Annotated in this window: 21 protein-coding genes and 1 pseudogene; 16 read left to right on the top strand and 6 right to left on the bottom strand. The window is 65.7% G+C overall.

Annotation, left to right across the window (positions count from 1 at the left end):
- Window positions 1–16 precede the first annotated feature (16 nt).
- Window positions 17–1,120 (top strand): serine hydrolase, encoded by a 1,104-nt coding sequence (locus HNP02_RS14045; protein ID WP_184439328.1) that lies wholly within the window; start codon window positions 17–19, stop codon window positions 1,118–1,120.
- 16 nt (window positions 1,121–1,136) lie between these two features.
- Here HNP02_RS14045 and HNP02_RS43720 read toward each other — a convergent pair whose 3' ends face one another.
- Together HNP02_RS43720 and HNP02_RS14035 are read right to left on the bottom strand one after the other, a co-directional pair.
- On the bottom strand, window positions 1,137–2,246 hold the full coding sequence (locus tag HNP02_RS43720) for an acyl-CoA dehydrogenase family protein (RefSeq protein WP_184439326.1): 1,110 nt from the start codon (window positions 2,244–2,246) through the stop codon (window positions 1,137–1,139).
- Window positions 2,243–3,547, bottom strand: coding sequence for an acyl-CoA dehydrogenase family protein (locus HNP02_RS14035; protein ID WP_184439324.1), 1,305 nt, complete (start codon window positions 3,545–3,547; stop codon window positions 2,243–2,245). The genes HNP02_RS43720 and HNP02_RS14035 overlap by 4 nt, the downstream gene beginning before the upstream one ends.
- Before the next feature lie 147 nt (window positions 3,548–3,694).
- On the opposite strand from HNP02_RS14035, the gene HNP02_RS14030 reads away from it, so the two are divergent.
- Window positions 3,695–4,774 (top strand): amidohydrolase family protein, encoded by a 1,080-nt coding sequence (locus HNP02_RS14030; protein WP_184439322.1) that lies wholly within the window; start codon window positions 3,695–3,697, stop codon window positions 4,772–4,774.
- A gap of 100 nt (window positions 4,775–4,874) precedes the next feature.
- Here the strand turns inward: HNP02_RS14030 and HNP02_RS14025 are convergent, their stop codons facing one another.
- Complete coding sequence (locus HNP02_RS14025; RefSeq protein WP_184439320.1) at window positions 4,875–6,479, bottom strand: GMC family oxidoreductase; 1,605 nt, start codon at window positions 6,477–6,479, stop codon at window positions 4,875–4,877.
- 13 nt (window positions 6,480–6,492) lie between these two features.
- Entirely contained in the window at window positions 6,493–7,971 is a 1,479-nt protein-coding gene (locus tag HNP02_RS14020; protein WP_184439318.1) for an aldehyde dehydrogenase family protein, read from the bottom strand.
- Between the two features lie 172 nt (window positions 7,972–8,143).
- Here HNP02_RS14020 and HNP02_RS14015 point away from each other — a divergent pair, with 172 nt between their 5' ends.
- From HNP02_RS14015 to HNP02_RS13990, 6 genes are all read left to right on the top strand, one after another.
- Entirely contained in the window at window positions 8,144–8,605 is a 462-nt protein-coding gene (locus tag HNP02_RS14015) for a zinc ribbon domain-containing protein (protein WP_184439316.1), read from the top strand.
- Window positions 8,602–9,753: a thiolase family protein gene (locus HNP02_RS14010; RefSeq protein WP_309241543.1), complete on the top strand. Its 1,152-nt coding sequence runs from the start codon at window positions 8,602–8,604 to the stop codon at window positions 9,751–9,753. The genes HNP02_RS14015 and HNP02_RS14010 overlap by 4 nt, the downstream gene beginning before the upstream one ends.
- Window positions 9,750–10,919, top strand: coding sequence for an acyl-CoA dehydrogenase family protein (locus HNP02_RS14005; protein WP_184439314.1), 1,170 nt, complete (start codon window positions 9,750–9,752; stop codon window positions 10,917–10,919). The genes HNP02_RS14010 and HNP02_RS14005 overlap by 4 nt, the downstream gene beginning before the upstream one ends.
- Window positions 10,909–11,841: an acyl-CoA dehydrogenase family protein gene (locus tag HNP02_RS14000; protein WP_184439312.1), complete on the top strand. Its 933-nt coding sequence runs from the start codon at window positions 10,909–10,911 to the stop codon at window positions 11,839–11,841. Before HNP02_RS14005 ends, HNP02_RS14000 begins: the two co-directional genes overlap by 11 nt.
- Window positions 11,838–12,644 carry an enoyl-CoA hydratase/isomerase family protein gene (locus HNP02_RS13995; RefSeq protein WP_184439310.1) on the top strand — a complete coding sequence of 269 codons (807 nt, stop codon included), beginning with the start codon at window positions 11,838–11,840 and terminating at the stop codon, window positions 12,642–12,644. The genes HNP02_RS14000 and HNP02_RS13995 overlap by 4 nt, the downstream gene beginning before the upstream one ends.
- Window positions 12,645–12,710: 66 nt before the next feature.
- Window positions 12,711–14,660 carry a hypothetical protein gene (locus HNP02_RS13990; protein WP_184439308.1) on the top strand — a complete coding sequence of 650 codons (1,950 nt, stop codon included), beginning with the start codon at window positions 12,711–12,713 and terminating at the stop codon, window positions 14,658–14,660.
- Window positions 14,661–14,885: 225 nt separating this feature from the next.
- On the opposite strand, the gene HNP02_RS13985 is transcribed toward HNP02_RS13990, so the two are convergent.
- Window positions 14,886–15,857 carry a hypothetical protein gene (locus HNP02_RS13985; RefSeq protein ID WP_184439305.1) on the bottom strand — a complete coding sequence of 324 codons (972 nt, stop codon included), beginning with the start codon at window positions 15,855–15,857 and terminating at the stop codon, window positions 14,886–14,888.
- Window positions 15,858–16,051: 194 nt separating this feature from the next.
- On the opposite strand from HNP02_RS13985, the gene HNP02_RS13980 reads away from it, so the two are divergent.
- The 8 genes and pseudogenes from HNP02_RS13980 (at window position 16,052) to HNP02_RS13950 (ending at window position 23,285) form a co-directional block, all read left to right on the top strand.
- Window positions 16,052–17,260: an amidohydrolase family protein gene (locus HNP02_RS13980; RefSeq protein ID WP_184439304.1), complete on the top strand. Its 1,209-nt coding sequence runs from the start codon at window positions 16,052–16,054 to the stop codon at window positions 17,258–17,260.
- 83 nt (window positions 17,261–17,343) lie between these two features.
- Window positions 17,344–17,466 (top strand): annotated as a pseudogene (locus HNP02_RS43715) (zinc ribbon domain-containing protein); the annotation flags it as partial.
- A gap of 24 nt (window positions 17,467–17,490) precedes the next feature.
- A complete protein-coding gene (locus tag HNP02_RS43710) occupies window positions 17,491–17,742 on the top strand; it encodes an OB-fold domain-containing protein (protein ID WP_309241571.1) in 252 nt (83 codons plus the stop codon).
- The gene (locus HNP02_RS13970) at window positions 17,739–18,914 is read left to right on the top strand and encodes a thiolase family protein (protein WP_255506507.1); all 1,176 of its coding nucleotides are present in this window, start codon (window positions 17,739–17,741) and stop codon (window positions 18,912–18,914) included. The genes HNP02_RS43710 and HNP02_RS13970 overlap by 4 nt, the downstream gene beginning before the upstream one ends.
- Before the next feature lie 50 nt (window positions 18,915–18,964).
- Complete coding sequence (locus HNP02_RS13965; RefSeq protein WP_184439302.1) at window positions 18,965–20,578, top strand: class I adenylate-forming enzyme family protein; 1,614 nt, start codon at window positions 18,965–18,967, stop codon at window positions 20,576–20,578.
- A gap of 66 nt (window positions 20,579–20,644) precedes the next feature.
- Window positions 20,645–21,874, top strand: a complete 1,230-nt coding sequence (locus HNP02_RS13960; RefSeq protein WP_184439863.1) for an acyl-CoA dehydrogenase family protein — start codon at window positions 20,645–20,647, stop codon at window positions 21,872–21,874.
- Window positions 21,875–21,915: 41 nt separating this feature from the next.
- On the top strand, window positions 21,916–22,731 hold the full coding sequence (locus tag HNP02_RS13955; RefSeq protein WP_184439300.1) for a mycofactocin-coupled SDR family oxidoreductase: 816 nt from the start codon (window positions 21,916–21,918) through the stop codon (window positions 22,729–22,731).
- Window positions 22,731–23,285 carry a PaaI family thioesterase gene (locus tag HNP02_RS13950; protein WP_184439298.1) on the top strand — a complete coding sequence of 185 codons (555 nt, stop codon included), beginning with the start codon at window positions 22,731–22,733 and terminating at the stop codon, window positions 23,283–23,285. The genes HNP02_RS13955 and HNP02_RS13950 overlap by 1 nt, the downstream gene beginning before the upstream one ends.
- 56 nt (window positions 23,286–23,341) lie before the next feature.
- Here the strand turns inward: HNP02_RS13950 and HNP02_RS13945 are convergent, their stop codons facing one another.
- On the bottom strand, window positions 23,342–24,874 hold the full coding sequence (locus HNP02_RS13945; protein WP_184439296.1) for an AMP-binding protein: 1,533 nt from the start codon (window positions 24,872–24,874) through the stop codon (window positions 23,342–23,344).
- Window positions 24,875–25,067: the final 193 nt, after the last annotated feature.

Below are 25,067 nucleotides of genomic sequence, written 5' to 3'. Positions count from 1 at the left end.
CGTTGAAAGGTATCGCGTGATCAAGCGCCCCTCATACGTCCCCGATTCCCGCCGCATAGATCTGGTGCTGGAGCGGGTCCGTGTCGAAGTCGACTCGGGTGTGCTGCCCTCGGCACAAGTGGCCATCAACGTCGGCGGGCAGCAGTACGCATTCGAGGCCTTCGGGGAGGCCACCACGGCAACTCGTTATGTTCTGCAGTCCGCAGGTCGCCCGGTCGTGGCCGGAGTGCTGTGGAAGCTGATGTCGGACGGGCTGCTCGACATCGGGCGCACCGTCGGCTCCTACATTCCCGAGTTTGCCACCAACGGCAAGGAGTCGGTCACGGTCGAACAGGTGGTCACCCACGTGGGCGGCTTCCCGTTGGCGCCCTTGGCCTATCCACAGATGCTGCACCGCGATCAGCGCCTGGAGGCCTTTGGCAAGTGGCGCTTGACCTCGCCGCCGGGTACCGCTCTGGAGTTTCACCTAACCTCGGCGGCCTGGATCATTGGCGAGTTGTGCGAACGAGTCACCGGTCGCCCGATCGCCCAGTATCTGGCCGACGAGCTGGCCGCGCCGCTGGGCCTGCACACCATCGAGATCGGGCCCCCGGTACAGCGACAGGGCGACGTCGCCCCGTTCGTGCGCACCGATGGCGACAGCGGCGCCGAGGTCAACCCGTGGGGTCCGTGGTATCTGTCTCGCCCCGAGATCCTGGCGGCCGGTGAACCCAGCCATTCCCTGGTGGCCACGGCAGCAGACCTCGCCGGGTGGTATCAGGGGTTGATGACCTCATCGCTGTGGCGCCGCGACGTCGTCGCCGACGCCTTGCGGGTCCGCGTCACCCTTCCGGTCACCGGCGAACGGGGCGGTACCCGAAGTGTTCCCGGCAACGTCGCGCTGTTCGTCATCGTTGCCGGGGACGACGGCCTGTCGCGGGGGTTCCTGCCGACCGCCTGCAGTGCGCAGACTTTCGGCCACGGCGGCGCTCCCTGTCAGATCGGTTTCGCCGATCCGGAAACCGGACTGTCCTTCGCATTTCTCACCAACGGCTACCCCGCCACCGGCTATGAACAGTCACGCGTGGGCCTCAACCGCATCATCAACATCGCCAACATGGCTGCCGACTGTTTCAGCTGATCGGCGCGAACATTCGCTAGATCCCCATGCGCTCCAGCAGTCGCTCGTGGCTGACGGCGGGTCCTCCGAGCAGGAGTTGCGACGCCGCCGCCCGTCGGAAGTACACGTGCGCGGGATGATCCCAAGTGAACCCGATCCCGCCGAGAACCTGAATGGTCTCCTTGGCCACGTACATCGCTGCCGCGCAACAGGTCAGGTGTGCGGCCGCGGCGGCTATGGCCGCGCCCGCATCGCCTTCCTGCGCTTCGCGAACCGCGTCGTCGGTCGCCGCGCGAGCCATCTCGACTTGAACGAGCATCTCGGCGCACAAATGCTTGACGGCCTGAAAGCTTCCGATCGGACGCCCGAATTGTGTTCGCACCTTGGCGTATTCGACGCTGATCTCCAAGCACCGTTCGGCGATGCCGACCTGTTCGGCGCACAGCGCGAGGACCGTCAGATCCAGCAGCCGGGAGAGCAGCAGCCCGCCTGCGCCCTCGCGTCCGACGAGTTCGGCCGAGGCATCGCGCAACGTCAGCGTGGCCATCGGTCGGGTCTCGTCGAGCACACGCATCGGTTCGAGGGAGGCTCCTTCTGCGGTGGGGTCGACACTGAACAGTGTCGGACCCGCAGTGGTCCGGCCCAGGACCAGGATCGCGTCGGCGCCAGTCGCGTCGGGCACCCAGTTCTTTACGCCGGTGATGCGCCACGATCCGTCTGGGCCGCACTGGGCGCGGGCGCTGATCACTGCCGCGTCCCAGGATCCGTCGCGTTCGGCGACCGCGATGGTTGCTCGACTGGTTCCCTCGGCGAATCCGGGGAGATGGCGCTGGCACTGCTCGTCGTCTCCGGACAGCAGCAATGCCTGGGTGGCAACGAAGCTGGAGAAGTACGGAGCGGGTGCCACCGCGCGGCCGAGTTCCTCGAACACCACCGACATCACTGTCAGGTCGGCCCCGTCGCCACCGAAGCGCTCTGGTATCGCCAGACTGTGAATGCCCAAGGCGGCGTTCATCTCCGACCATAGATCGCTATCCGTGTCGTGCCCGTCCGCGAGGTGGCAGAGCTCGGAGTCCGGTAGTCGGGCCTGCAGGAACTTGCGGATCGCCGATCGCAGCTCGTCGAGTTCTTGCTGTGAAACGCTCACGCGCGTTGTCCTCCTACGGTCGCAGGGACTGAGCCGGGGCTCGGAGCCTTGACGGTGGCCGACGGTTCCTTGGGCAGCCCGAGGACCTGCTCTCCGAGGATGTTCTTCATGATCTCCTCGGTGCCACCGAGGATGCGCAGTGCCGGCGAGGCGAGCAGCAGTTCCGACCACGCGAAGGTCCCCCACTGCCCGTTGTCGGCGATGATGCGCGGGCCGAGCACTTCGGCGACGAAGTGCGCCGCACGCGTCACGTTGCGTGCATGCACGAGTTTGGCGATCGAACGTTCCGGCCCTACGGCCCTGCCGGTTTCGATCTTGCGCGCGGCCATCGCATTGAGACTCTCGACCGCCATGACCTCGGCTAGCAGGGCGGCGAGCTGGCGGCGCAGCGCACGGTCGTCCCAGGTGTAGGTGGCTCGCATGAGTGCCGAGAGATGCTCGGCAGTCAGCGCGCGGGCCACCTCCGGAGAGTCCACTCCGGCGACCACGTCGCGTTCTGCGGTCAGCGTCGTTAGTGCGACCTTCCATCCGCCGTCGACCTCACCGAGGCGGTGACCGTCGGGTACGCGTACGTCGGTCAGGAACACCTCGTTGAACTCGCACCCGCCGGTCATCTGGCGCAGCGGGCGGATCTCGACGCCAGGGGCGTTCATGTCGACGATGAACGCGGACAGGCCCCTGTGCTTGGGGGCATGCGGGTTGGTCCGGCACAGAATCTCACCGACGTCGGCGTGCTGGGCTGCAGAGGTCCATACCTTCTGCCCGTTGATGATCCACTCGTCGCCGTCGCGCACGGCGCGTGATTGGACGCCGGCCAGATCCGATCCCGCGGCCGGCTCGCTGAACAATTGACACGCGATCGATTCGCCGCGGTACATGCGCGGCAATAGCGCGCCCTTCAGGGGTTCCCGTCCATGAGTCAGGATGGTCGGTCCCACCATTCCCAGCCCGACCACCGAGAGCTGACTGGTATCGGGAACCTCGTAGTCGGCCTCGGCGGCGTGATACAGCATCTGGTACCGCACCGACAATTCCAGCCCGCCGTATGCGCGGGGTCCGGTGATCCAGCCCCACCCGTGGTCGTAGCGCAGGCCTTGCCAACGACGTGCTGCCTGCACCGTCTCTAGTTCCTGCTCCGGGGAACCCGAGGCGAAGTAGGACACCCGGTCGCTGCCGGATCCCCACGCGGCGGTCAGGGCGCGGGCCGGCTCGGCATGGGCGGCAAGGAACCGGTGCGCTGATTCGGTGAAGGCTTCCGGATTCGTCGTGTCGGGGCGCAAATGCGCAGCCGTGTCGGGCATCCCTACCGTCCTTCGTCGTCGAACAAACGGAAAATTCGCCGGCCTCCCCGGTGTACCGACACAGTAACTATACATGTATAGTTACTGTTGACTCCATCCACCACGGGCCGACTGGCAGCGCTGGCCCGGCACGACACGGAGGAACCGATGACGAAGATCTGGGCGAACTCGGCCGACTCACACGTCCTGGAACCGGATGACCTGTGGTTGACGCGACTGCCCAAGCGACTTGCCGATCGCGCTCCCCGTGCCGAGCGAGGCGACAAGTACGAGATCCTCTACATCGACGGCAAGCAGATCAATCGCCAACTCAACGACTTCATGGACGCCATTCGTCCGCCTGGCGCCCGTGACTTGGACATCCGGCTCAAGGATCTCGATCAGGAGGGAGTTTGGGCCCAATTGGCCTTCCCCTCAATGGGATTCTGGACCGTCGAGATCACCGATGCCGAGTTGGCACGCGAGGTGGCGCGGGCGTGGAATGACTGGGCCTACGAGGACATCCTGCAACGCAATGACCGTATCTTCACCCCGGCGATCGTGCCGCTGGTCGACGTGACCGACGCGGTCGACGAACTCGAACGCGCGGTGCAGATGGGATTCCAAACCGTGTTCCTGCCCTGCGGCACCAGACCGGGCGAGGAATGGGGCCTGGACAAGTGGGAACCATTGTGGGCGGCCGCGGAACGCAACGGCACGGTGCTGTCCTTTCACATCGGTACCGGTGGTGAGAACGTCGTCTACCGCGGGCCTGGCGGCGCGGTGGTCAACTACATGGAGACCACCTATCCCGGGATGCGGGTGGTGTCTCACATGGTCGCTAGCGGCGCGCTCGACCGTCACCCGGACCTGAAGATTCTGATTGCCGAGGGTGGTGCGGCGTGGGTGCCCGCGATCGGGGACCGGATGGATGAAGCGTATCGGCAACACGGAATGTTCGTGCGGCCCAAGTTGTCTCGTCTGCCCAGCGAGATCGTCCGCCATCAGGTGTATGCCTCGTTCCAGCACGACATCAGCGGTGTGCAGATCATCGAGGGTACCAATTACCGCAACGTGTGCTGGGGTGACGACTACCCGCATTTGGAGGGTACCTACGGTCACACGCAGAAGACACTGCGCACACTGTTCGACGGGGTCGACCCGGCCATTCAGGACCGGGTCTTGAGGGGTACGTTCGCCGAACTGTTCAGAATTCCCGAGCGCAGCGCCGCGGACGAAGCACGCTAACGCGTCATCGGTTGTGGCGACCCCGTTGCCAATCGTGCGGCGGCTTGAGCTCGGATCGACTCAAGGCGAGAGTCAGTGTCATCCCTTGATTCTCATCCGTTCAGCGGTCTTCGGTGATCAAGTCCGCGGCACGCCAGGCCATGGCCATCATCGGGCCGTTGAGATTGCCGGACACCATCGTCGGCATGACCGAACAGTCGACGACACGCAGGTTCTGCACACCGCGGACCCGTAGTCGGCCATCGACGACGTCGTCGTCGGCGGGACCCATCCCCGCGGTGCCCACCGCGTGATATCCGCAGTACCCCTTGTCCAGTGCGGCGTCGATGATTGCGTCGTCGTCGACGACGCCGGCACCGGGGGTGGTCTCGTGGTCGATCAGCTCGGCGATCGGGTCCTGCTCGAAGAGCTCGCGCATCTTGGCGAAGAGCGCGATGGCGACGGTGCGGTCGTAGTCGGTGGCGAAGAAGTTTGGATCGATGTCCGAGGGCGCGGAGGGGTCTGCCGACGTGACGGTCACGCTGCCCTCACTTGTCGGCCGCAGGACGTATCCGATGGCCTGGATGCCCGGTCGGCGCTCGACGCCGAGTTCCCCACCCGCCTTCAACGGTATTGCGGTGAACGGTGCAGAGAGAATCTGCGCGTCGGGCCGGTTGCACTGCGGTCGGGTCTTGAGAAATCCCACGACGTCGTAGGCTCCGCCGGCCAATGGGCCACGCTTGGTCGCCAGATACTTCACGCCGGTGAGCGCCTGTCGCGCTGCAGTGCTGAGCAGACGGTTGTAGCCGACATCTCGGTTGAGCCGATATTGCACGGCGAGGCAACGATGTTCGAGCATGCGTAGACCGACGTTGGGGCTGTCCGCGTACGTCTTGATGCCAAGCGCTTCCAGGACGCGGCGATCCCCGATCCCCGAGAGTTGCAGCAGGCGTGGGGTTGCCAGACTGCCCAGGCTCAGTATGACCTCCGACGTGGCGCGGAATTCTGTCCGTCCGTCCGAGCTCGACACGACCACACCGACTGCGCTGCCGCCCTCGACGATCACCCGTTGCGCGTCGGCCCCTGTAATGACGGTGAGGTTGGGGCGGTGTTCGACAGGGTGCAGGAACGCGTGGGCAGCGCTGACCCGCTGCCCGTCCTTGATGGTGCGCGCCGCCGGTCCGATTCGCTCGTCATCGCTGTCGTTGATGTCGTCGGTGCGCGACCAGCCCATCTTCCGGCCCGCTTCGATGACCCCGTCGCAGATGTCGGGAAGGTCGGGGTCCAGCGACACGGTCAGTGGCCCGCCGGCACCGCGCATTGCGTTGGCGCCCAGCTGGTGATCCTCGATGGCCTTGAAGATGGGCAGCATGGTGTCCCACCCCCACCCGGGATTACCGCGTCGCGCGAGCTCGTCGTAGTCGGCGCGGTGACCCCGGTTGTAGACCATCCCGTTCACTGCGCTGGACCCGCCAAGCGTCTTGCCCCGCACCCATTGCTCGACCTTGTGATTGGGTCCGATGGGCCGTACGGGGTGATGCCAGGCCAGCTTCGGGTTTCCCAGAATCTTTCCAAAACCCTTGGGTATCTTGATCATGGGACTGCGATCTCTGCCGCCGGCCTCCAGTAGCAGAACCCTTGTTCGTGGATCGCGACTGAGCCGGTTCGCCAGCACACAGCCAGCCGACCCGGCGCCCACCACGATGTAGTCGAACGTCGTCGTCATCGGTTGATCCCGTTCAGGAGCCGGCCGGGCTGGCGATGGTCTTGACTTGCAGGTAGTCGCGGAATCCGTCCTCGCCGTGCTCGACGCCGTCGCCACTGATGCCGTAGCCGCCGAAGGGCGCGTCGGGGGAGAGGTAGAACGAATTGTTGATGTTGACCGTGCCCGCCTTGAGCCGATTGGCCACGCGCCACGCCCGCTGTTCGTCAGCGGACTGAACATATCCCGACAACCCGTACCGACTGTTGTTGGCCACGCGGACCGCCTCGTCGTCGTCACCGTCGTAGCGCACGACTGTCAGCACCGGTCCGAACACCTCGGTTTGGGCGAGTTCGGCGTTCTCGTCGACGTCGGCGACGACGGTCGGCAGATACCAGAATCCCTTGCCGCCACGGTCAGCGCGGTGACCGCCGACGACGAGCCGGGCTCCGTCGGCAACGGCCCGGTCGACCAGCCCTTCGATGCGGTCGAGTTGCGCGGCGCGGATGATCGGTCCGACGACGGTGCTCTCATCGTTGGGATCGCCCCAGGGCAGTGCAGCTACCGCGGCCTGCAAGCGTTCGATGACCTCGTCGTAGATGTCGGCGTGCACGACCATCCGCGTCGCCAGGGCACATCCTTGTCCGCTGTTGGACATGCACATGCCCACACCGACGGCGCATGCCATGTCCAAATTGGCATCGGGTAACAGGATGTTGGCCGACTTGCCTCCGAGTTCCAGGACGGTGTGACGGATGCCGACGGCTGCGTTCTGCGCGATGCGCTGCCCGACCTGTGGTGAGCCGGTGAAGTGCAGCAGCCCGACCCGTTGGTCGGTGGTGAGCGCCTCGCCGGCGATGGCCTTGTCGGCCGAACTGATGGTGTTCAGCACGCCGGGGGGCAGATCGGTTTGCTCGGCGGCCACCTTCGCGATCAGCGCGGCGGTGAGCGGGGTGTCGGGCGCGCTCTTCAACACGACCGCGTTGCCGGTGGCCAGCGCATGACCGACCTTCCAGATGTTGGTCATGAACGGGGCGTTCCACGGCGAGATGGCACCCACGACACCGTAGGGCTCGTAACGAATGTGCCGCTTGCTTTGCATGCCGAGCAGCTCGTAGGCGGGCAGATCCCGTTCCCACGGCCAGGTTTCGATGAGTCCATTGAAGTAGCTCATGTCGTCGATCTGGGCCGTCACGTGCGTCAACGTCGCCGAGTGCGGCGTACCCGCCTCGGCCACGGCCAGTGCGCGGAACCTGTCGGCTTCCTCGTGGAGCGCGCTCTGGAGTTGGTCGAGGCACTTGCGCCGGAACGCGTGATTGGTCGACCAGTCAGTCGAGCGCACCGCGTTGTCGGCGGCGGCCACGGCGCTGCTCACGTCCTCTGGATCGGCGTCGACGGCAGTGGCGACCACCGACTCATCGGCCGGATTGATCACGTCGTATCGGCGGCCGGAGACCCCCTCGGTGAACTTGCCGTCGATGAACAGCCGGCCCTCGAAGCCGTCGTTGAACGTCATGGTCGCTTCCCGTCGTAGCCATTGGCCGGACCGCCGAACCCGAGGCGATCGCATCTATCGGAGCCGAACTATACATGTATAGTAGCGAGATGTGAACGGCCTCACAGCGCGAATTTCCGAGTGCGGCACCCGGCCGGGACTCGTCGGTGCCGCCGAATTTCGAGGAGCCATTGTGGGGTTGAATCCCATCGCTGAGAACCTGTTCTGCGAAACCGACGACGGGGTGCACCTCATCGGAGGCCGATGCAGCGACTGCGCGCGCGTCACCTTCCCCGCACGGGCGCGCTGCGGGCACTGCCATGGCACCTCGATCGTGGACGAGCTGCTGCCCCGGCGCGGCACGGTGTGGACCTGGACCACGCAGTCCTTCCTGCCCAAGGCGCCCTACGCCGGCCCGGAAACCGAAGACGACTTCGCCGGATTCGTCGTCGGGTATGTGGACCTTCCCGGCGCCTGCCGCGTGCAGGCACGCCTCGACGTGCCCGTCGGCCAGGCCGCACAACGCGCTGCGATCGGCACCGAAATGGAATCCGTGGCAATCGAATTCAACGTCGACGAAGAAGGACGTCCGATCCACGTCTACGCCTTCCGGCCCGTGACCCCCGCAGCTGCCCACCAGGAGGCGCACCAGTGAACACCATGGCCATCGTCGGCATCGGCATTCACCCCTTCGGTCGCTTCGACTCGACCGCGCAGCAGATGGCCCTCTCGGCGATCGGCGACGCCCTCGCCGACGCCGGGGTGCGCTGGGCCGACATCGAAGTCGCCGTCGGCGGAAGCCTCGACGGCGGCCAGGCCGACGTGATGGTGGGCGCGCTGGGCCCCACCGGCATCCCCTTCATCAACGTGCTCAACGGATGTGCCACCGGTGCCGCCAGTCTCATCACGGCGCGCAACATGATCACCGCAGGCATGGGGGACCTGGGCTTGGTCGTCGGATTCGACAAACATCCCCGCGGCGCGTTCGCCGCAACGGATGTCACGACGTGGGGCGTGGGCAGCTGGTACGGCGAAATTGGGATGTTCCTCAATCCCCAGTTCTTCGGCCTCAAGGCCCAACGCTATCTGCACGACCACCGCATCCCGGTCGAGACGCTGGCCGTCGTCGCCGAAAAGGCCTTCGCCAACGGCGAGCTCAACCCCAATGCCTGGCGCCGCAAACCGCTGACCCGCCAGGAAATTGCGACGTCGCGACTCATCAACGACCCGCTGCGCCAGTACATGATCTGTTCTCCTAGCGAGGGAGCAGTGGCCCTGGTGGTGTGTCGCGCCGAGGTGGCCGACCGCTACAGCGACAACCCGATCTATCTGCGCGCGGCCGAACTGGCCAGCCGCAAGGACGGATCGTTCGAACTGTTCCAGACCTCGCTGCCCAGTGAACTGCCCCCCACCCCGTCGGAGTTGGCGTCCCAACGTGCCTACGCCGCAGCGGGGATCGGTCCCGGTGACGTCGACGTCTGGCAGTTGCAGGACACCGAGAGCGGCGCCGAGGTCATGCACATGGCCGAGGTGGGCTTGTGCGAGCACGGCGCCCAGACCGGCCTCATCGCGGCGGGCGCCACCTCGATCACCGGCGCCTCGCCGGTCAACACCGACGGCGGACTGCTCGCCAACGGAGAACCGGTCGGTGCCTCGGGCCTACGGATGGTCTACGAAGTCTGCACCCAGTTACGCGGCGCTGCCGGCCCGCGGCAGGTCGCCAGCCCACGGACTGGTTTCACCCACGTCTACGGAGCACCGGGCATCAGTGCGTGCACGATCTTGGCCAAGGATCCGGCATGACCACCATGACGTCCACCGACCAGATTCTCGACGACTTCGAGGAGGCCCTCAGCGAGGCTTCCGGCGAGCTGGCGCACCTGCGGGTCCCCGCACCGGACATGGCAGGAGAGTTGCAGCACTCGCGGGCGATGATGAACTGGCTCTACGACGGCGGTTGGATCCGCTGGGGCTGGCCCGAAGCGGTTGGAGGACTGGGTGGTTCACCGCTCGTCCGGTGCCAGATCCTCGAACGTTTGGCATTGGCCGGTTACACCATCCCCGATCACCTGCTGGTGTTGGAGGTGGTGGGCCCCGCCGTGGTCACGCATGCACCGCAACTGGCTGCCCAGCGGCTCCCCGCGGCGCTACGCGGCGACGAACTCTGGTCGCAGGGATTCTCCGAACCGGAGGCGGGCAGTGACCTGGCTGCGCTGCGCACCAAGGCCGTGGCCGGCGAGGACGGCACCTACGTCGTCAACGGGCAGAAGATCTGGACGTCCTACGGAGCTTTCGCTGATCGCGTCGTGCTGCTGGCGCGCAGCGGCGCGCTGACCGACCGCCACCGGGGCCTGGTGATGTTGCTCGTCGATCTCGACGCGCCCGGAATCGAGCGTCGGCCCATCGCCTTGGCCAGCGGCCGCGAGGAGCTCGCCGAGATCTTCTTCACCGACGTCGTCGTCGACGCGGACCGCGTCATCGGTGCCGACGGCAGCGGGTGGTCGGTCGCGATGGACTTGCTGCAGTACGAACGTGGCACCTACGCCTGGATGAGAATGGCGACGGCGACAGCCTATTTGCAGCAACTGCTGACCTCGATCGACCGCGATCCACGCACCGCCGACCCGCGCACCGCGGCAGTGATCGGCCGCGTGTATCTGAATCTGGCGGCACTGCGGGCCCGCACCTCCTCGACTTTGCGCCGGCTGGCAGCCCAGGAAACCGTCGGATCCGAGACCAGCGTGGACAAGCTGTTGCTGTCCACTGCTGAGCAAGACGTCCTGGACGCTGCACTGTCGTTGATCGGCCCCGAGGTGCTGATCGGTGACGAAGCCACCCACGCCAGCTGGCGGGATCGTTGGTGGTACTCGCGGGCCGCCTCGATCTACGGGGGAGCCCGAGAAGTGCAGTACAGCATCATCGCCGACCGCATCCTGAAACTGCCAAGGGAGAACACCCATGGACGCTGAAACCCAAGACTTGCTCAAGGCGTCCATCCTCGAGCTGTTCGGTTCCGGCGACGGCGACATCGTCACCGGCCTAGAGGAATTGGGCTGGAGTGAGGTCATCGCCGAGGACGCCGAGGCCGCCATCGATCTGCTGTTCACCGCACAGGGCGAAGCAGGCAAGGCGTCCTCGGCCCTGGACACCGTGGCCTTCGTCGCGCACGCCGACGGGTCCACACACCCAGTCATTCACCCCATCGGGGGCCTCGCCTCGGCCCGCATCACCGGCGATCGAATCGACGTCGACGGGGTGCTGCTGACCGACCCCGACCTCCCCGCCGTGGTGGGAACGGCTGACGGCGACTCGTACGTCGTCGAGGCCGCGGACCTGCGGGAGGCGAGCACGGTCGTCGGCGGCTTCGACCCGACCTCACGCCTTCGGCGCGTACGGCTCACAGTCGGCCTCGACACGGTGTCGCAGGTGAGCACCGACTGGGACGCCGTTACGACGGCCGCCCGCCGCGCGCTGGCCGCCGAGCTGGTCGGCAACGGCACGGCCATGCTGCACCTGGCCACCGATCAGGTGGCCAGCCGGCACCAGTTCGGGCGACCGATCGGCGCCAATCAGAGCCCGCGCCACCGGCTCGCGGAGTGTTATGCACTGCTGCGCGGCGCGGCAGAGTTGGTGCAGGTTGCCTGGCAGTCCGGGGCAGGGTGGGACGCCCGAACGGCCAAGGCCTACGCAGGATATGCCGTCGACACGACCAGTCGCGCCTGCCTGCAGGTGTGCGGGGCGATTGGCCTGACCACCGAGCACCAGTTGCCCAACCTCGTCAAGCGTGCCCGCATCCTCGACGCCCTCTACGGCGGGTGGTCGGCGGCGACGACCGACATCGGCGCCCACCTGCTGGCCGCGGCGACGGTACCTCCCCACGACCGGCTATGAGCGACACGACCCCCCACGCCGAATTCTCCACGCCCGAGGATGGCATCGCGGTGATGACCATCAACCGGCCTGCCCGGTTGGGGGCCTACACCCCCCGGATGTGCGAGGAGATCCTCGAGGCCGTCCGCCGGGTACGCCTCGACGACGACCTGCGCGTCCTGATCCTCACCGGCGCCGGCCGCGGATTCTGCACTGGCGGCGACGTGTCCGCCGACGCCGGATTCGCCGAAGCGCTGACCCATCAGATCGGGCGGGCCCGGGAGCTGCGAGAGGATGCCCATGCGGTCGTCACGGCGTTGCACCACCTCGACAAGCCGGTGCTCTGCGCCGTCAACGGAATCGCCGTCAACGGTGGGCTCGCGTTTGCGTTGGCCTGCGACATCAGGATCGTGGCGGCCAGCGCCCGGATGGGCGACACCAGCGCCCGCGCCGGACTCCTTCCCGACGAGGGGGGTGCCTGGCTCTTCCCTCGAACCATGGGCTATGACAACGCCTTTCGGATGGTCGCGTTGTCGGAGATCTACGACGCCAACGAAGCTCATCGGTTGGGATTGGCCACCGAGGTCGTCGACGACCCCGACCTGTGGCCCCGAACACTCGACATCGCCCGCCAGCTCGCCGGCGGCGCGCCGCTGGCGTTGCGCGCGGTCAAGTTCATGATGCGCCGGGCGATGGAGAACACGCTGCAGGCCTCTCTCGGCGATGCGCAGCAGGCGGTGTTGTGGGTCGGCCCGAGTGCCGACGCCGCCGAAGGCAAAGCCGCCTTCCTGGAGCGCCGGCCACCCAAGTTCACCGGTCACTGACCGCGCGCAACCCGTCGACGGGAGACCTTTCCTGCTCGTTCCTATACATGTATAGTACGAAATCCTATGACCACGGACCGCCGCGCGTCGTCGGCGACAGACGTGCCCATGATCACCAAGACCCGCAGCTTTGGACCAGCCGTCCGCCGGGCCCGCCGGCGAACGATCACCATCTGGCTGGTGCTCTGCATCGTTGGAATCGTGCCGACGCTGTTGCAGTTACCCAGCGCCATCCAGACCGTCGGTCTGGGATTGGTGTTTCCCGGCGGCGGGTTTCTGGCAGCAGGCGGCTGGTGGATTGCGGTGTTCTTCGTCGTCGTGGGGCTTTTCGTGCTCAGCTTGGCGGCGTGGCTGTTCACCGGCAACGTCGTTGCACCCCTATCGGTTTGGCTGGTCTCAGCGGGGCTTGCTGCGCTCGCCGATGAGGGTCTGTCCCCGGTCGGTCCTACGACGGTCGTTGCGGTGGCGATCGCGGTTTGCTTGGCCGGTTGCATTGCCGCACAGCGCAAGGAACGTAGCCGTGCTGCTGGCGGTCGGCGCCGCAACGCCAACATGCCCGCTGCGTTCGCCCAGTTCCGCGCTTCGTCGGCGCCGGCACCACAGCCGCTGGACCGCGAATTGAGCGCCGACGATCTGGCAGCCCTGCGCAGGCTCCTGGATGTCACGCTGCAGCCCGTGGGCGAGCTCGGCGGATTCGACATGGTCGATCCGCGATTCCAACCCGCAGCACTGCGGTATCAGCTCAACAAACTCCAGCACGCCCTCAGCGTTGCCCAATGCCAGTACACCCCCAGCTTTCACGGGTATCTGAGTCACGCCCAACGGTTCACGATCGAGAGCCTCGTTCTCCCGCAGGTCTGCGGGTACTGGATGTTGGAGAGTCTGTGGGGCCACCTGCGGTGGCATCCCGACCCCATCGACACCAAAGACAACATCATGATGACCGGATGGTCGGGTCACTGCATCGGTACCTACACCGCCAACACTGGTGACAAACGTTACGGCGAGCCGGAAGCGTTGACGTTTCGCCCATTCAAACGCCACCCCGGCAAGGCTTACCCACATAGCCACCATGACTTCATCGCTTCATTGCGCCAGAACTGGGCGACTGCACCGTACTCGTTGTACCCGTGCGAGCCGAACTTCTCTTACACCGTCTGCAATTTCTACGGCTATAGCGCGGCCGCAACCTATGACCGCGCCTACGGGACTCAACATGCCATCGAGGTGTACGAACCCCTGCACCGAGGCGTGCACGACGAGTTCGAACTGGCCGACGGCGAGCTGCAGCCGGTGCTGTCGGATTGGACGGGTCTAACTCTGATCTTCAAGCCGACGTTGGTGTCGGCGGTGTCGAATGTCCCATTGATGAATGCATTCGAACCTGAACTGGCCGAACGGACGTGGGCCACGACACGCCACGAAAGCATCCGACTGTCACCGGACGGGCTCGATATCGGCCGCCTGAAAGCCCAGGACAGGGTCGACGTGGGCAACTACCGCACTGGCAGCACCGCGTTCACCCTGGCTTGGGTCGCAGCTGCAGCCCACGAAATGGGCGACGACGGTCTGGCGCACGCCGCGCTGGCGGAGATCGACGCAACGCATGCGCGGGTCGACAGCCCCGGAGTTCTGGCCTATGAGGGAGTGTCCACGCTGGTGTCGTCCGATATCGTCTTGGCCCGGATACTTCGCCGCGATTACTGGCGCGACACCATAGTGAAGGGCCCCGGGGAGCAGGTGCTGAGCGGACCCCTGCTCATTGATTGTCGTTACCCCGACGTCCTGGTGGCGCGGGCCTTCAGCTTCGATGGTCTTGGCCTTGATCTGGTACTGCGCCCCGGCGCCAATGCTGGCACCTTTCAGGCGCTCGCCTTCGGCCGGCTGCGGCCTGGTGGCCGTTACCACGTCACCGGCGCCGTTGAGTCGGAGGTGACTGCTGACCAGACGGGCAATGCCAATGTTCGGGTCTGCTTGCACGGTCGAACCGAAGTCACGCTTCAGCCGTTGGGCTGAATGCAGGCTCAGTAGTCGGTGTTGAACAACTCAGACCGGAAGGAGCGCCAGTGGCCTGTTGCGTCCTAGGGGCATATCTATTGTCGCTTCTCCGAACGGCTATCGGCGGGAAATCCTCGAAGCGTGAACGAAATCCGGCGCCTCGGTCTCAGTACACACCTCACTACATACCGAACGAGCCGGTACAGGAGCCGCGCTGAGGCTCGGTTGCCGCGCCTCTGTCCGCTATTCGGAAGTCGCGGGTGAAACATCCTCGGGCGGCGTGCAGACGGGCGTCCGCCGAGCGACGATGTGTGTGATACCAGCCGTAGCATGGCGTCGGTCCGCGCGGGTGAGACCGCGTGCGATCGGGATGGCAACGCCGGCGCACGTTGCCATCATCAAGATTCCGCCCAGGCGCTGGTCCCACATCGCCGACAGGCCCAACGGACTATCGTGAGCACTTCCCCACGCACCGAACAACGACAGCAGGCCTATGAATGCTGCGACCTCCTGCGCGCCGAGTAACGCCGCTCGGCGGACGTTGGTGGGCACTCGCCCGTTCGTCCGCAACACCCCGAACCAGAATCCGATTCCGATCACGGCCGCGACCACCGTGATCCACAACGGGACTGAACCGAGTTCGATGCCACGGTGATGCACGGCCGGAATGTGGACGGCGACCAGCAGTGCGGCGTAAGTCAGCGCCGCTCCGAGGGTAAAGGCTGTCCAACCAACACCACTGACTCTCTGAGGGGCCCTGGCACTACCGATGCGCTTGAGGGCCGAAAGCACCAGCAGCGGGGCAAGCACCAACAATAGGTCCAGCGCCACCATCGCGACGAGGTGGGACTGCGTGGCGAGCAGGCGAACTGCTGGAGACGAAGCGAACACCGCCACTGCGATTGCTGCCAGCATCGCCGACATCGCCTGGCGGCGTAACAGCCACCACAGGATCGCCACCGCGGCCAGACCGCCGGCGGAGAGTTCCAGCCAACCGAAGTGAGCGCTGCGCGGGGCCGTCGACATGTCCGGCATTGGCACACCATCGGCACCCTGGTGAGCGTGTGGGTACGACGACCAACTTCGGTCGTTCGTCAAGATCAGCTTGGCCACCGCGAATGCCACGATGAGTTCGATCGCTGCCAGTGCCCAGGTAAGAGCCGATGGCCGGGTGTGCCGCAGCGACACAGCGCCAAGCTCAAACTGACCGGCCACCTGACCATCATCGTCCACAAGCCTTGCTTGCCTGCGTTCACGCCGCTGCTTCGACCGACGCGCAGCGGTACGTGCCATGGTTGATGCCGCCAAATGATCGAGAGGCTGTTCACAGATGCCCTACTATACATGTATAGTTCGGTCATCGGGTGCGGCACGTCTGTGGCTGGCACGCCTGGCGAAAGGACATCCCCATGGCGCTCATCGAGAACTCGGTTGGTGTACTCCCATACCAACTGAGCGACTTCGATCAGCACTCCTATGAAGCAGAGGACTGCTTCACCCGCTTCATGCCAAAAGTAAAGATGGACACCGCGGTTCGTCCGATCATCGCGCCGTCGGGGCGAAAGATCCTGCTGGCCAACGACCGGATCGTGACCGCGCTGGAGAATGACCTCGACCAGGCCTACGTGCCAGGATCGTTGGTGGAGATGCTCAAGCAGCGCGCGTCGGGCAACGCCACCGACGCCGACCGGTTCTACGAGCCGATGCAGACCGAATACCTCAACCGGGATGCCCGCCTCAAGCAACTCGACGAACAGCAGATCGAGCGTTCGATCATGTACCCGGGTGGCTGGGCGCTCATGGCCGAGCAGTACCTGGAAGGCATCGAGCCTCTCTACGACAACATCGAGTCGTTCAACAAATGGATCAACGAGGACTGGGGCTTCAACTACCAGAACCGGATCTACGCCCCGGCACTGCTATCGATGCGCGACCTGGATAGGGCCTGCGCTGAACTCGATCGGGTCCTCGACGCCGGCGCCCGCTTCATAGTCTTGCCCGCAGGCCCGGCATACGGCCGTTCTCCGGGTGATCCCTACTTCGACCCGTTCTGGGCCCGTCTCAACGAGGCACGCGCCGTGGTGTGTTATCACATCGCCGAGTTCTACTACCAGGACAACGTCGCCTCGCATTGGGGATGGAAGTTGGTTCCCCCGTTCCAGTTCTCGGCTTGGCAATGGCAGAACACCTACGGTGAGCGGCCGATCACCGACACCCTGTCCGCGCTGATCTTCGACAACATCTTCGGGCGTTACCCCAACCTCAAGGTGCTCGTCAGCGAATTCGGCGCCGAATGGGTGCCGCACTTCATCCGGCACATGGACAAGAGCCGCGGCATGGCACGAAACGGCCGGTGGCTGGGCGGCCAACTGTCCGAGCGACCGAGCACCATCTTCAAGAAGCACGTACGCGTCGTGCCCTACCCGGAGGATGACACGGTGTCGATGATCGACACGCTGGGCACGGACCAGACGCTGCTGATGGGCTCGGACTGGCCACACGCCGAAGGCCTGCGCGAACCTGCGGACTTCTACCACAGAGTCGACGGGCTCGACGACAACTCGAAGCGAAACTTCTTGCGTGAGAACGGGATCAAGCTGACCGAAGGGCGGGACTGATCACCGGCGCGGCCGTGAACGGCGACACTGCGGCCCCAGAGAGCCCCACGGCCGAGGAGTTGATCGACCGCTTTCCCGGCGAAATGATCACTTACGACAATGCCGCACATTACCGGGGTCGACTGCGGCAGCAGTTGCTAATGAACCGTTGTGCGGAATGTCAATCGTGGCATGCGCCAATGCAACCGGTTTGTCCACGGTGCTGGTCGTCGAATGTAGTCGCGGAACCCGTGCACGGCTCGGGAACGATCTACCTGCTGACGTTCCTGCACCAGGGCCCGGCGGCGCCCGGGGTCGCCTACGACCCGCCCTACCCGGTGGTCAGCGTCGAACTCGATGAACAGCCCGGCCTGCGCTTCACCTCGACGGTGGTCGACGCAGACCTCGCCGACATCGTCATAGGTGCACGCGTAACGCTGAGTTGGCGGACCTTCGACCGCGCGCCGATGCCGGTGTTCGTGTTGAGCGACGTGCCCCGATGAACACCCCCGTGCGCAATCCAATGAAGGACCGCGTTGCGATCGCCGCGGCGGTGACCACCGGATTTCAGGCCACCAATACGCCACGAAGTCAGACGGCGCTGGCAGCACACGCCTGCATCGACGTCATCGGTCAGGCCGGGTTGACCGCAGGCGACATCGACGGGCTGTGCGGGAGCTGGCCGAGTGCGGCGGAGCTGCAGTCAGTGCTCGGCCTTCCGAGAATCACCTGGTCGGGCAACCCGCAGATCCCGATGGTGGATCACGTCGCCACCGCTGCGGCGGCAGTGCACGCCGGGCTGTGCGACACCGTCTTGGTGTACCACGCCGCCTACCGAGCCGCGTGGAACACCGGATCTGCGCTCAAGGACCCCTTCCGGCGTCTGGCCACCGAAGGTCTCAACGACCCGCCCCCGCGTCCGGAGACGATGGCCTCCAGCGTCGGATACGCCGGATGGGCCGCGCGCTATCTGCACGAATATGGGCTTGGCCGAGACGACTTGGCCGTCGTGGCGCTCAATGCGCGGGCCAACGCCGCGGACAATCCCGCCGCCGCCAAGCGTGAACCACTCACCCTCGACGACTACCGCGCCGCCCGATTGGTCCGCTGGCCGCTGGGGCTCTACGACATGGACGTGGCCGTCGACGGCGCCGACGCCTTCATCGTCACCACCACCGAACGAGCTCGCGACCTCCCGTTGCCGCCGGTGCTCATCCACGCCGCCGTGCTCGGACGGGCCAGTCCCACCGAAGAGGATCAAACGGTCAGCCTGCGTCACCACGGGCAGCAGGTCGTCATCGACACGTTGCAACGCAAGAGCGACTTCTGGCTCGACGACATCGACGTGTACTTCCCCTACGACGGATTCACGCCGATCACCTTGAACTGGATCGAGAACGCAGGGTGGTGCGCGCCAGGTGAGGCACCGGCGTTCCTGCGTGATCACCGCGTCGCAGACAGCGCACGCGTGCTGATCAACGGCCGGGTCCCGGTCAACCCGCACGGCGGGTCGCTCTCGGAGGGCGCGACCCAAGGTTCCGGTCACGTCCGCGAAGCCGTCCACCAGCTGCAGGGGTCCGCCGGTCCGCGCCAAACCCTCGATGCCAGTAAGGCTTTGATCACTGCTGGCGGATTCTTCTTCAACGCCCAAGGCCTGATGCTACGAACGGAGTGAACCCGCAACCACCCCCGATGCCGCGAGTGAACTCGATCGAGGAGACGACGATGTGGCCCAGTAGCACGACGGCCCACGGCCAACCGCCGACGCTGCTCGACGTGTTCCGCGCACGCGTCGCCGCGGCACCGCGGAGTCCGGCGCTAGCGTACTTCGACACCGTGATGTCATTCGGCGAGCTGGATGCCGCCAGTGACGAACTAGCCGTGGCACTGGCCGACGGCGGCTTCCGCGCCGGAGACCGAGCGGCGCTCTACATGCAGAACATGCCGCAATACGTCATTGCCATGCTGGCGATCTGGAAGATCGCAGGTATCGCCGTTCCGGTGAACCCGATGCTGCGACCCGGCGAAGTCGCCAAGCTCTTCGTCGACGCCGCACCGCGGGTGCTGATCGCCCTCGACGAACTACACACCGCACAGTTGGCCGAAGCGCTGAACATGACCGCGGTCGAGCGGGTGATCACCACCAGCGCCCTGGATTGGCAGCACGCCGGCGACCCGCGCTCGTTGCCCACCACCCGACTCACCGTGGCGGGAACAGAGGACCTGCGCGAACTCATCACCGACCGTGCTGGCCGACAGCCCCCGCACCACGCCCCCCGCAGTGCGGACGTCGCGGTAATCACCTGCACATCGGGTACCACCGGAAAGCCCAAGGGCGCCATGAACACCCACGGCAACGTAGCCGTCGGTGGGCAGGCCTACAGTCAGTGGTTCGGGCTAGATTCGCGCGACTCCATCCTGGGCGTCGCCCCGCTGTTCCACGTCACCGGGCTGACCGGGCACATCGCCGCCGCGATCACGGCCGGCGCTCCATTGGTCCTGTTCAATCGGTTCCACCCCGACGTCGCCGTCGACATGATCCGCCGTCACCGCCCGACCTTCACCGTGGGGGCGCTGACGGTATTCATCGCGCTGGTCGAATCAGCAGCTACCGCAGAGGATCTGGCGAGCCTGACCAAGATCGCCTCGGGCGGTGCGCCGGTCGCGGCGGGTGTGCTGACGCGCTTCCAGAACCGCTTCGGCACCTACATCCACAACGTGTACGGCATGACCGAGACGACCTCTCCGGTGCTGGCCGTCCCGATGGGCGCCGACGCCCCAGTGGAGGCGCAGACCTCGGCGCTGTCGGTCGGCAAGCCGATGCTCACCGCCAAAGTCGTCGTCCTCGACGACGACGGTGCGCCCGTTGCCACCGGACAGGTCGGAGAGCTTGCCGCCTCGGGGCCACAAATCGTGCCCGGCTACTGGCGCCAGCCCGAGCAGACTGCGGCGGCCTTCCGCGACCAGTGGCTGTTGACCGGCGACGTCGGCTACGTCGACGCCGATGGCTGGTTCTATCTGGTGGACCGCAAGAAGGACATGATCGTGGCCAGCGGATTCAAGGTGTGGCCACGAGAAGTCGAGGACGTTCTCTACACCCACGAAGCCGTCCGAGAAGCGGCCGTCGTCGGTCAGCCGGACTCCTACCGCGGCGAGACCGTCAAGGCCTTCGTCTCGCTGCGCGACGGACACACGGTGGCATCAGAGGAGCTGATCGCGTTCTGCCGAGAACGAATGGCCGCCTACAAATACCCGCGCCACGTCGAGATCGTCGACGCCATTCCGAAGACGGCCACGGGAAAGGTCATGCGGGCCGTTCTGCGCGACCGGAGTTCTTGAGCCAGATGCGACACCGCTTGATGCCGAGATTGCCCATACCCGAAGGAGATTGACGTGGACTTTGCGATGTCGCCCAAGGCTGCCGATCTGCACGCCCGGCTGACCGAGTTCGTGACGGAATTCGTGATTCCCGCCGAGGCCTCCTACGAGCAGTACCGCGAGCTGGCTGGTACCACCGACCACACCGTCCCACCCGTCGTCGAGGAGCTCAAGAAACGGGCACGGGAGGATGGGCTGTGGAACCTGTTCCTTCCCGCAGTGTCGGGATTGAGCAACCTCGAGTACGCGCCCTTGGCCGAACTCACCGGATGGAGCATGGACATCGCCCCGGAGGCGCTGAACTGCTCGGCCCCCGACACCGGCAACATGGAGACCCTGCACCTGTTCGCCACCGACGAACAGCGGGTCCAATGGTTGGAGCCGCTGCTCAACGGTGAGATCCGCAGTGCCTTCTCGATGACCGAGCCCGCAGTGGCCTCCAGCGACGCACGCAACATCGAAACGACGATGCTGCGCGACGGTTCGGACTACGTCATCAATGGGCACAAGTGGTGGACCTCGGGGGCGTCGGACCCTCGCTGCAAGGTGCTGATCGTGATGGGGCGGACGAACCCGGACGCGGCCAGCCATCAACAACAGTCCATGATCCTGGTGCCCATCGACACCCCAGGGGTCAAGATCCTGCGTTCGACGCCGGTGTTCGGGTGGCAAGATCAACACGGCCACAGCGAAATCGTCTACGACGACGTCCGGGTGCCCGCGACCAACTTGATCGGCGACGAGGGTGGCGGTTTCGCGATTGCCCAGGCCCGACTCGGGCCGGGACGAATCCATCACTGCATGCGAGCCATCGGCGTCGCCGAACGGGCGCTCGCACTCATGGTCGACCGAGTCCAAAAGCGCATCGCATTTGGCCGACCGCTGGCCGAGCAAGGTGTCGTTCAACAACAGATCGCGCTGTCCCGCAACGAGATCGATCAATCTCGCCTGCTGTGCCACAAGGCGGCCTGGACCATTGACCAATACGGCAACAAGGAAGCCAGAAACGCCGTCGCGCAGATCAAGGCGGTAGCTCCGCAAATGGCGTGCAACGTCATCGACCGGGCGATCCAGGTGCACGGCGCCGCCGGCATCTGCGACGACCTGCCGCTGGCACGGCTCTACGCCTGGCACCGCGCGATGCGCCTCTTCGACGGACCCGACGAGGTGCACGTGCGCGCGGTTGCGCGTGGCGAACTCGCCAGGACACCAAGCCCGCTCGCCGCTGCCGTCACCGGGTCAACGGCGCGTTCCTAGATCCAGGCCCCGCGGCGGTGCCGCAGAAACGGATGGTCAAAATGGCAACCCTTGACGGCAAGGTCGCCTTCGTCACCGGTGCCGGTCGTGGCCAGGGACGTTGCCACGCGGTCCGACTCGCCGAGGAAGGCGCTTCGGTCATCGCGATCGACGTCGCCGGACCCGTCGCCGAGTACAACGGGTATCCCGCGACCACCCCCGAGGACCTGGAGCAGACTCGCGCGCTGCTGGCCGCCACCGCAGGCCGGCACTACGTCGCGACCGCCGACGTCCGCGACTCCGGCGCACTCGATGCCGTTCTGGCCGAGGCGATCCCCAGGCTCGGGGCCCGCCTCGACATCGTCGTCGCCAACGCCGGCATCAACAACTGGAACCGGTTCTGGGAGATGTCCGACGACCAATGGCACACAATGATCGAGGTGAACCTCACGGGCGTGTGGCGGACACTGCGTGCCGCGGTACCGCACATGCTCGCCGCCGGCAACGGCGGATCGCTGATCACCATCAGCTCGGTAGCCGGGATCAAGGCCCTGCCCGGCCAGGCCCACTACAGCGCCGCCAAACACGGCGTCACGGGGTTGACCAAGTCGGCGGCGCTGGAGCTGGGGGAGTACGGCATCCGCGTGAACTCGATTCACCCCTGGGGCGTGAACACGGCGATGCTCGACGACCCCACCACAGCAGCGATGTTCGAGTCTCATCCCCACTACCTCGCGTCGTTCGCCGGCGCGTTGCCCACCGTGCCCACCGCAGAACCCGACGACATCGCCGACGCGGTGATCTGGCTGGCAAGTGACCGATCACGCGCGGTCACCGGCACTCAGCTGACCGTCGACATGGGCGCCACCAAGATCTGATGAGCGACCAACAACACTCCCCGGACGCCGGCCGCCCGGCCGACACCTGGGCCGGCCTCGACCACCGCGACCCCACCTCACATCTGTTCGCCGACGTCTCACCAACCGGCGTGCTGCTGTGTCGGTCGTGTCACGCACCGCGCCGATGCCGACTCGGGCTGCACCGCGAAACCCTGATCGAGGACGGGACGGTCCGCAGCGAGGTCACCTGCCCCGCCGACCACGAAGGCGGACCCGAAGTGGCACACGGCGGCTGGACGGCGGGCGTGCTTGACGAGATGTCGGGCCACGCACTACTGCTGCGCGACGAATTCGCCGTCACCGGAGAACTCACCGTCAAATACGTGCGCCCGGTGCCGATCGAGCGGTCTCTCATCGGAACGGCCACGATCGCGGGCCGCGACGGCCGCCGGGTGTACGTGACTGGTGAGCTTCGGCTCGTCGGCGCCGACGAGGTCCTTGCAATCAGCCGCGCCGTGATGATCAGACGACCCGGTGACCACTTCGACCGCCACCGACAGTGGCTCGAGGACCTGCCGCACGACAAGCGCTAACGGCGCTGATCTGAGCCGCTGACCGGCAGCCGTCTCAGGGACGTGCCTGGGAGCGGTCAGGTCGCGACGTTGCAGCCACCGGGATAGCCGCCTCCACCGAACCGCGCGTCCAATGCCTCGTAGTCGGTCCGCCCGCCCACGAGGGGAAGCTCGTCGACGAACTCGACGAATTTCGGCTTCTTGTAGGAGGCGATGCGCGCTCGACAGTGCTCGATCAAGTCATCGGCAGCGACGCGGTGGCCGTCATCGACGACCACCACGGCCTTCACCGACTGGGTGAACTTCGGGTCGGGCACGCCGATGACCGCCGCAGCCTTGACCGCGGGATGCAGTGCCAGACAACGCTCCACCTCACTGGGATAGACGTTCTCGGCCGCGGACTTGATCATCCGCGTCATCGTGCCGAGGAACTCGATCGTTCCGTCAGGCTCGACTCGACCCAGATCGGTGGTATGCCACCACCCATCCTGGAATCGGGCGGCGTTGCGCTCCGGCCGGTTCCAGTAGCCCAGGTGCACGGCGTCGCCACGGACTACGATCTCGCCGCTGATCCCCGCAGGTACCTCGTCACCGTCGGGATCGACGATACGCACCTCACACAACGGGGTCGGGCGGCCCGAGTTGCCAATACCCTTGCCGCCGTACGCATTGAGTATGCACAGCCCGGTCAGCTCGGTCTGGCCGAAACCTCCGGTGTGCCGCGCCCAAGCGCTGGGGTCCGGGGGCAACGCGTCACCCCACAGCGGGCCGAAAGGGCCAGCTCGTAGCGACGAGATATCCAGTCCGAGTGTGGAATTGAGCTCCTTCATCTTCAAGATGGTGGGAGGCATCAAGAAGGCCGAGGTCACCTTCTCGGCGGCGATGAGGTGCAGCAGTTGCTCCTCGTCGACGCGCCTGACGTACACGTTGGTGCCGCCGCGCAGGAACACCGGTAGCGAATCGAACTGGAAGTTGCCGATGTGGAAGAGGGGGCCGGAGTTGACGAATACGCTGCCGTGATCGATTCCGGTCACCGCCCCGGTCATCGTCGCCATCGTCATCAGATTGCGTTGGCTGAGCATCGACCCCCCTGGACGATCCTCTATTGCGGCGGTGTAGATGACCAGCAACGCATCGTCGGCGTCGACCGCGCCAACGACCGGGGCGACGTCGCATAGCTCGACTAGCTGGTCAAAGCCCGTGTCGCCGTCGGTGTCGTGTTGAATCCACGTGGCTTCCGTCGTGACGTTCGCACGTGCGGCGCGCACCTGGGGTCCGATCTCGAGTTCCTGCCAGACAATCAGCTTGGGATCGAAGTCCTCGATGACGAAGGCGAGTTCCTCGGCGGACTGGCGCCAGTTGGCGGGGCAGATCATCGCGCCCACACGGGCGCAGGCCAACATCAGTTCGAGGAACCGCACCGACGTCTGTGCCAACCACAAGACCCTGTCGCCGCGGGATACCCCGCACGACTCCAGCAAGTGTGCGACCTGATCGACCCGAGCATCCAACTGGGGCCACGTGTAGCGGACATCGCCGTCGACCGCGGCGATCACGTGCGGGAAGCGTCGTGCATTCTCGCGACAGACATCGGACAGGTTGACGGTCACCGGCGGCGTCCCTCCGCATTCTGATCACGATGCGGCGCTGGGTTGGCCGCATGATTCGAGCGTTCCGGGCATGTCATTGCTCACACCCAACTTTACATGTAAGAATCATCACCGACCTTACGCGTAAGGCGCACCCCGGCCCCGTGGCGGGGGCATCGCCGTTCGACGGCGTGAAGGCCGTGTGCTCGGTGGA

The organism is Mycobacterium sp. AZCC_0083, assembly GCF_014202335.1.
Lineage (GTDB): Bacteria > Actinomycetota > Actinomycetes > Mycobacteriales > Mycobacteriaceae > Mycobacterium.
The sequence above is the reverse complement of the archived record's forward strand: the minus strand, read 5'-3'. Positions and strand labels throughout refer to the sequence as shown.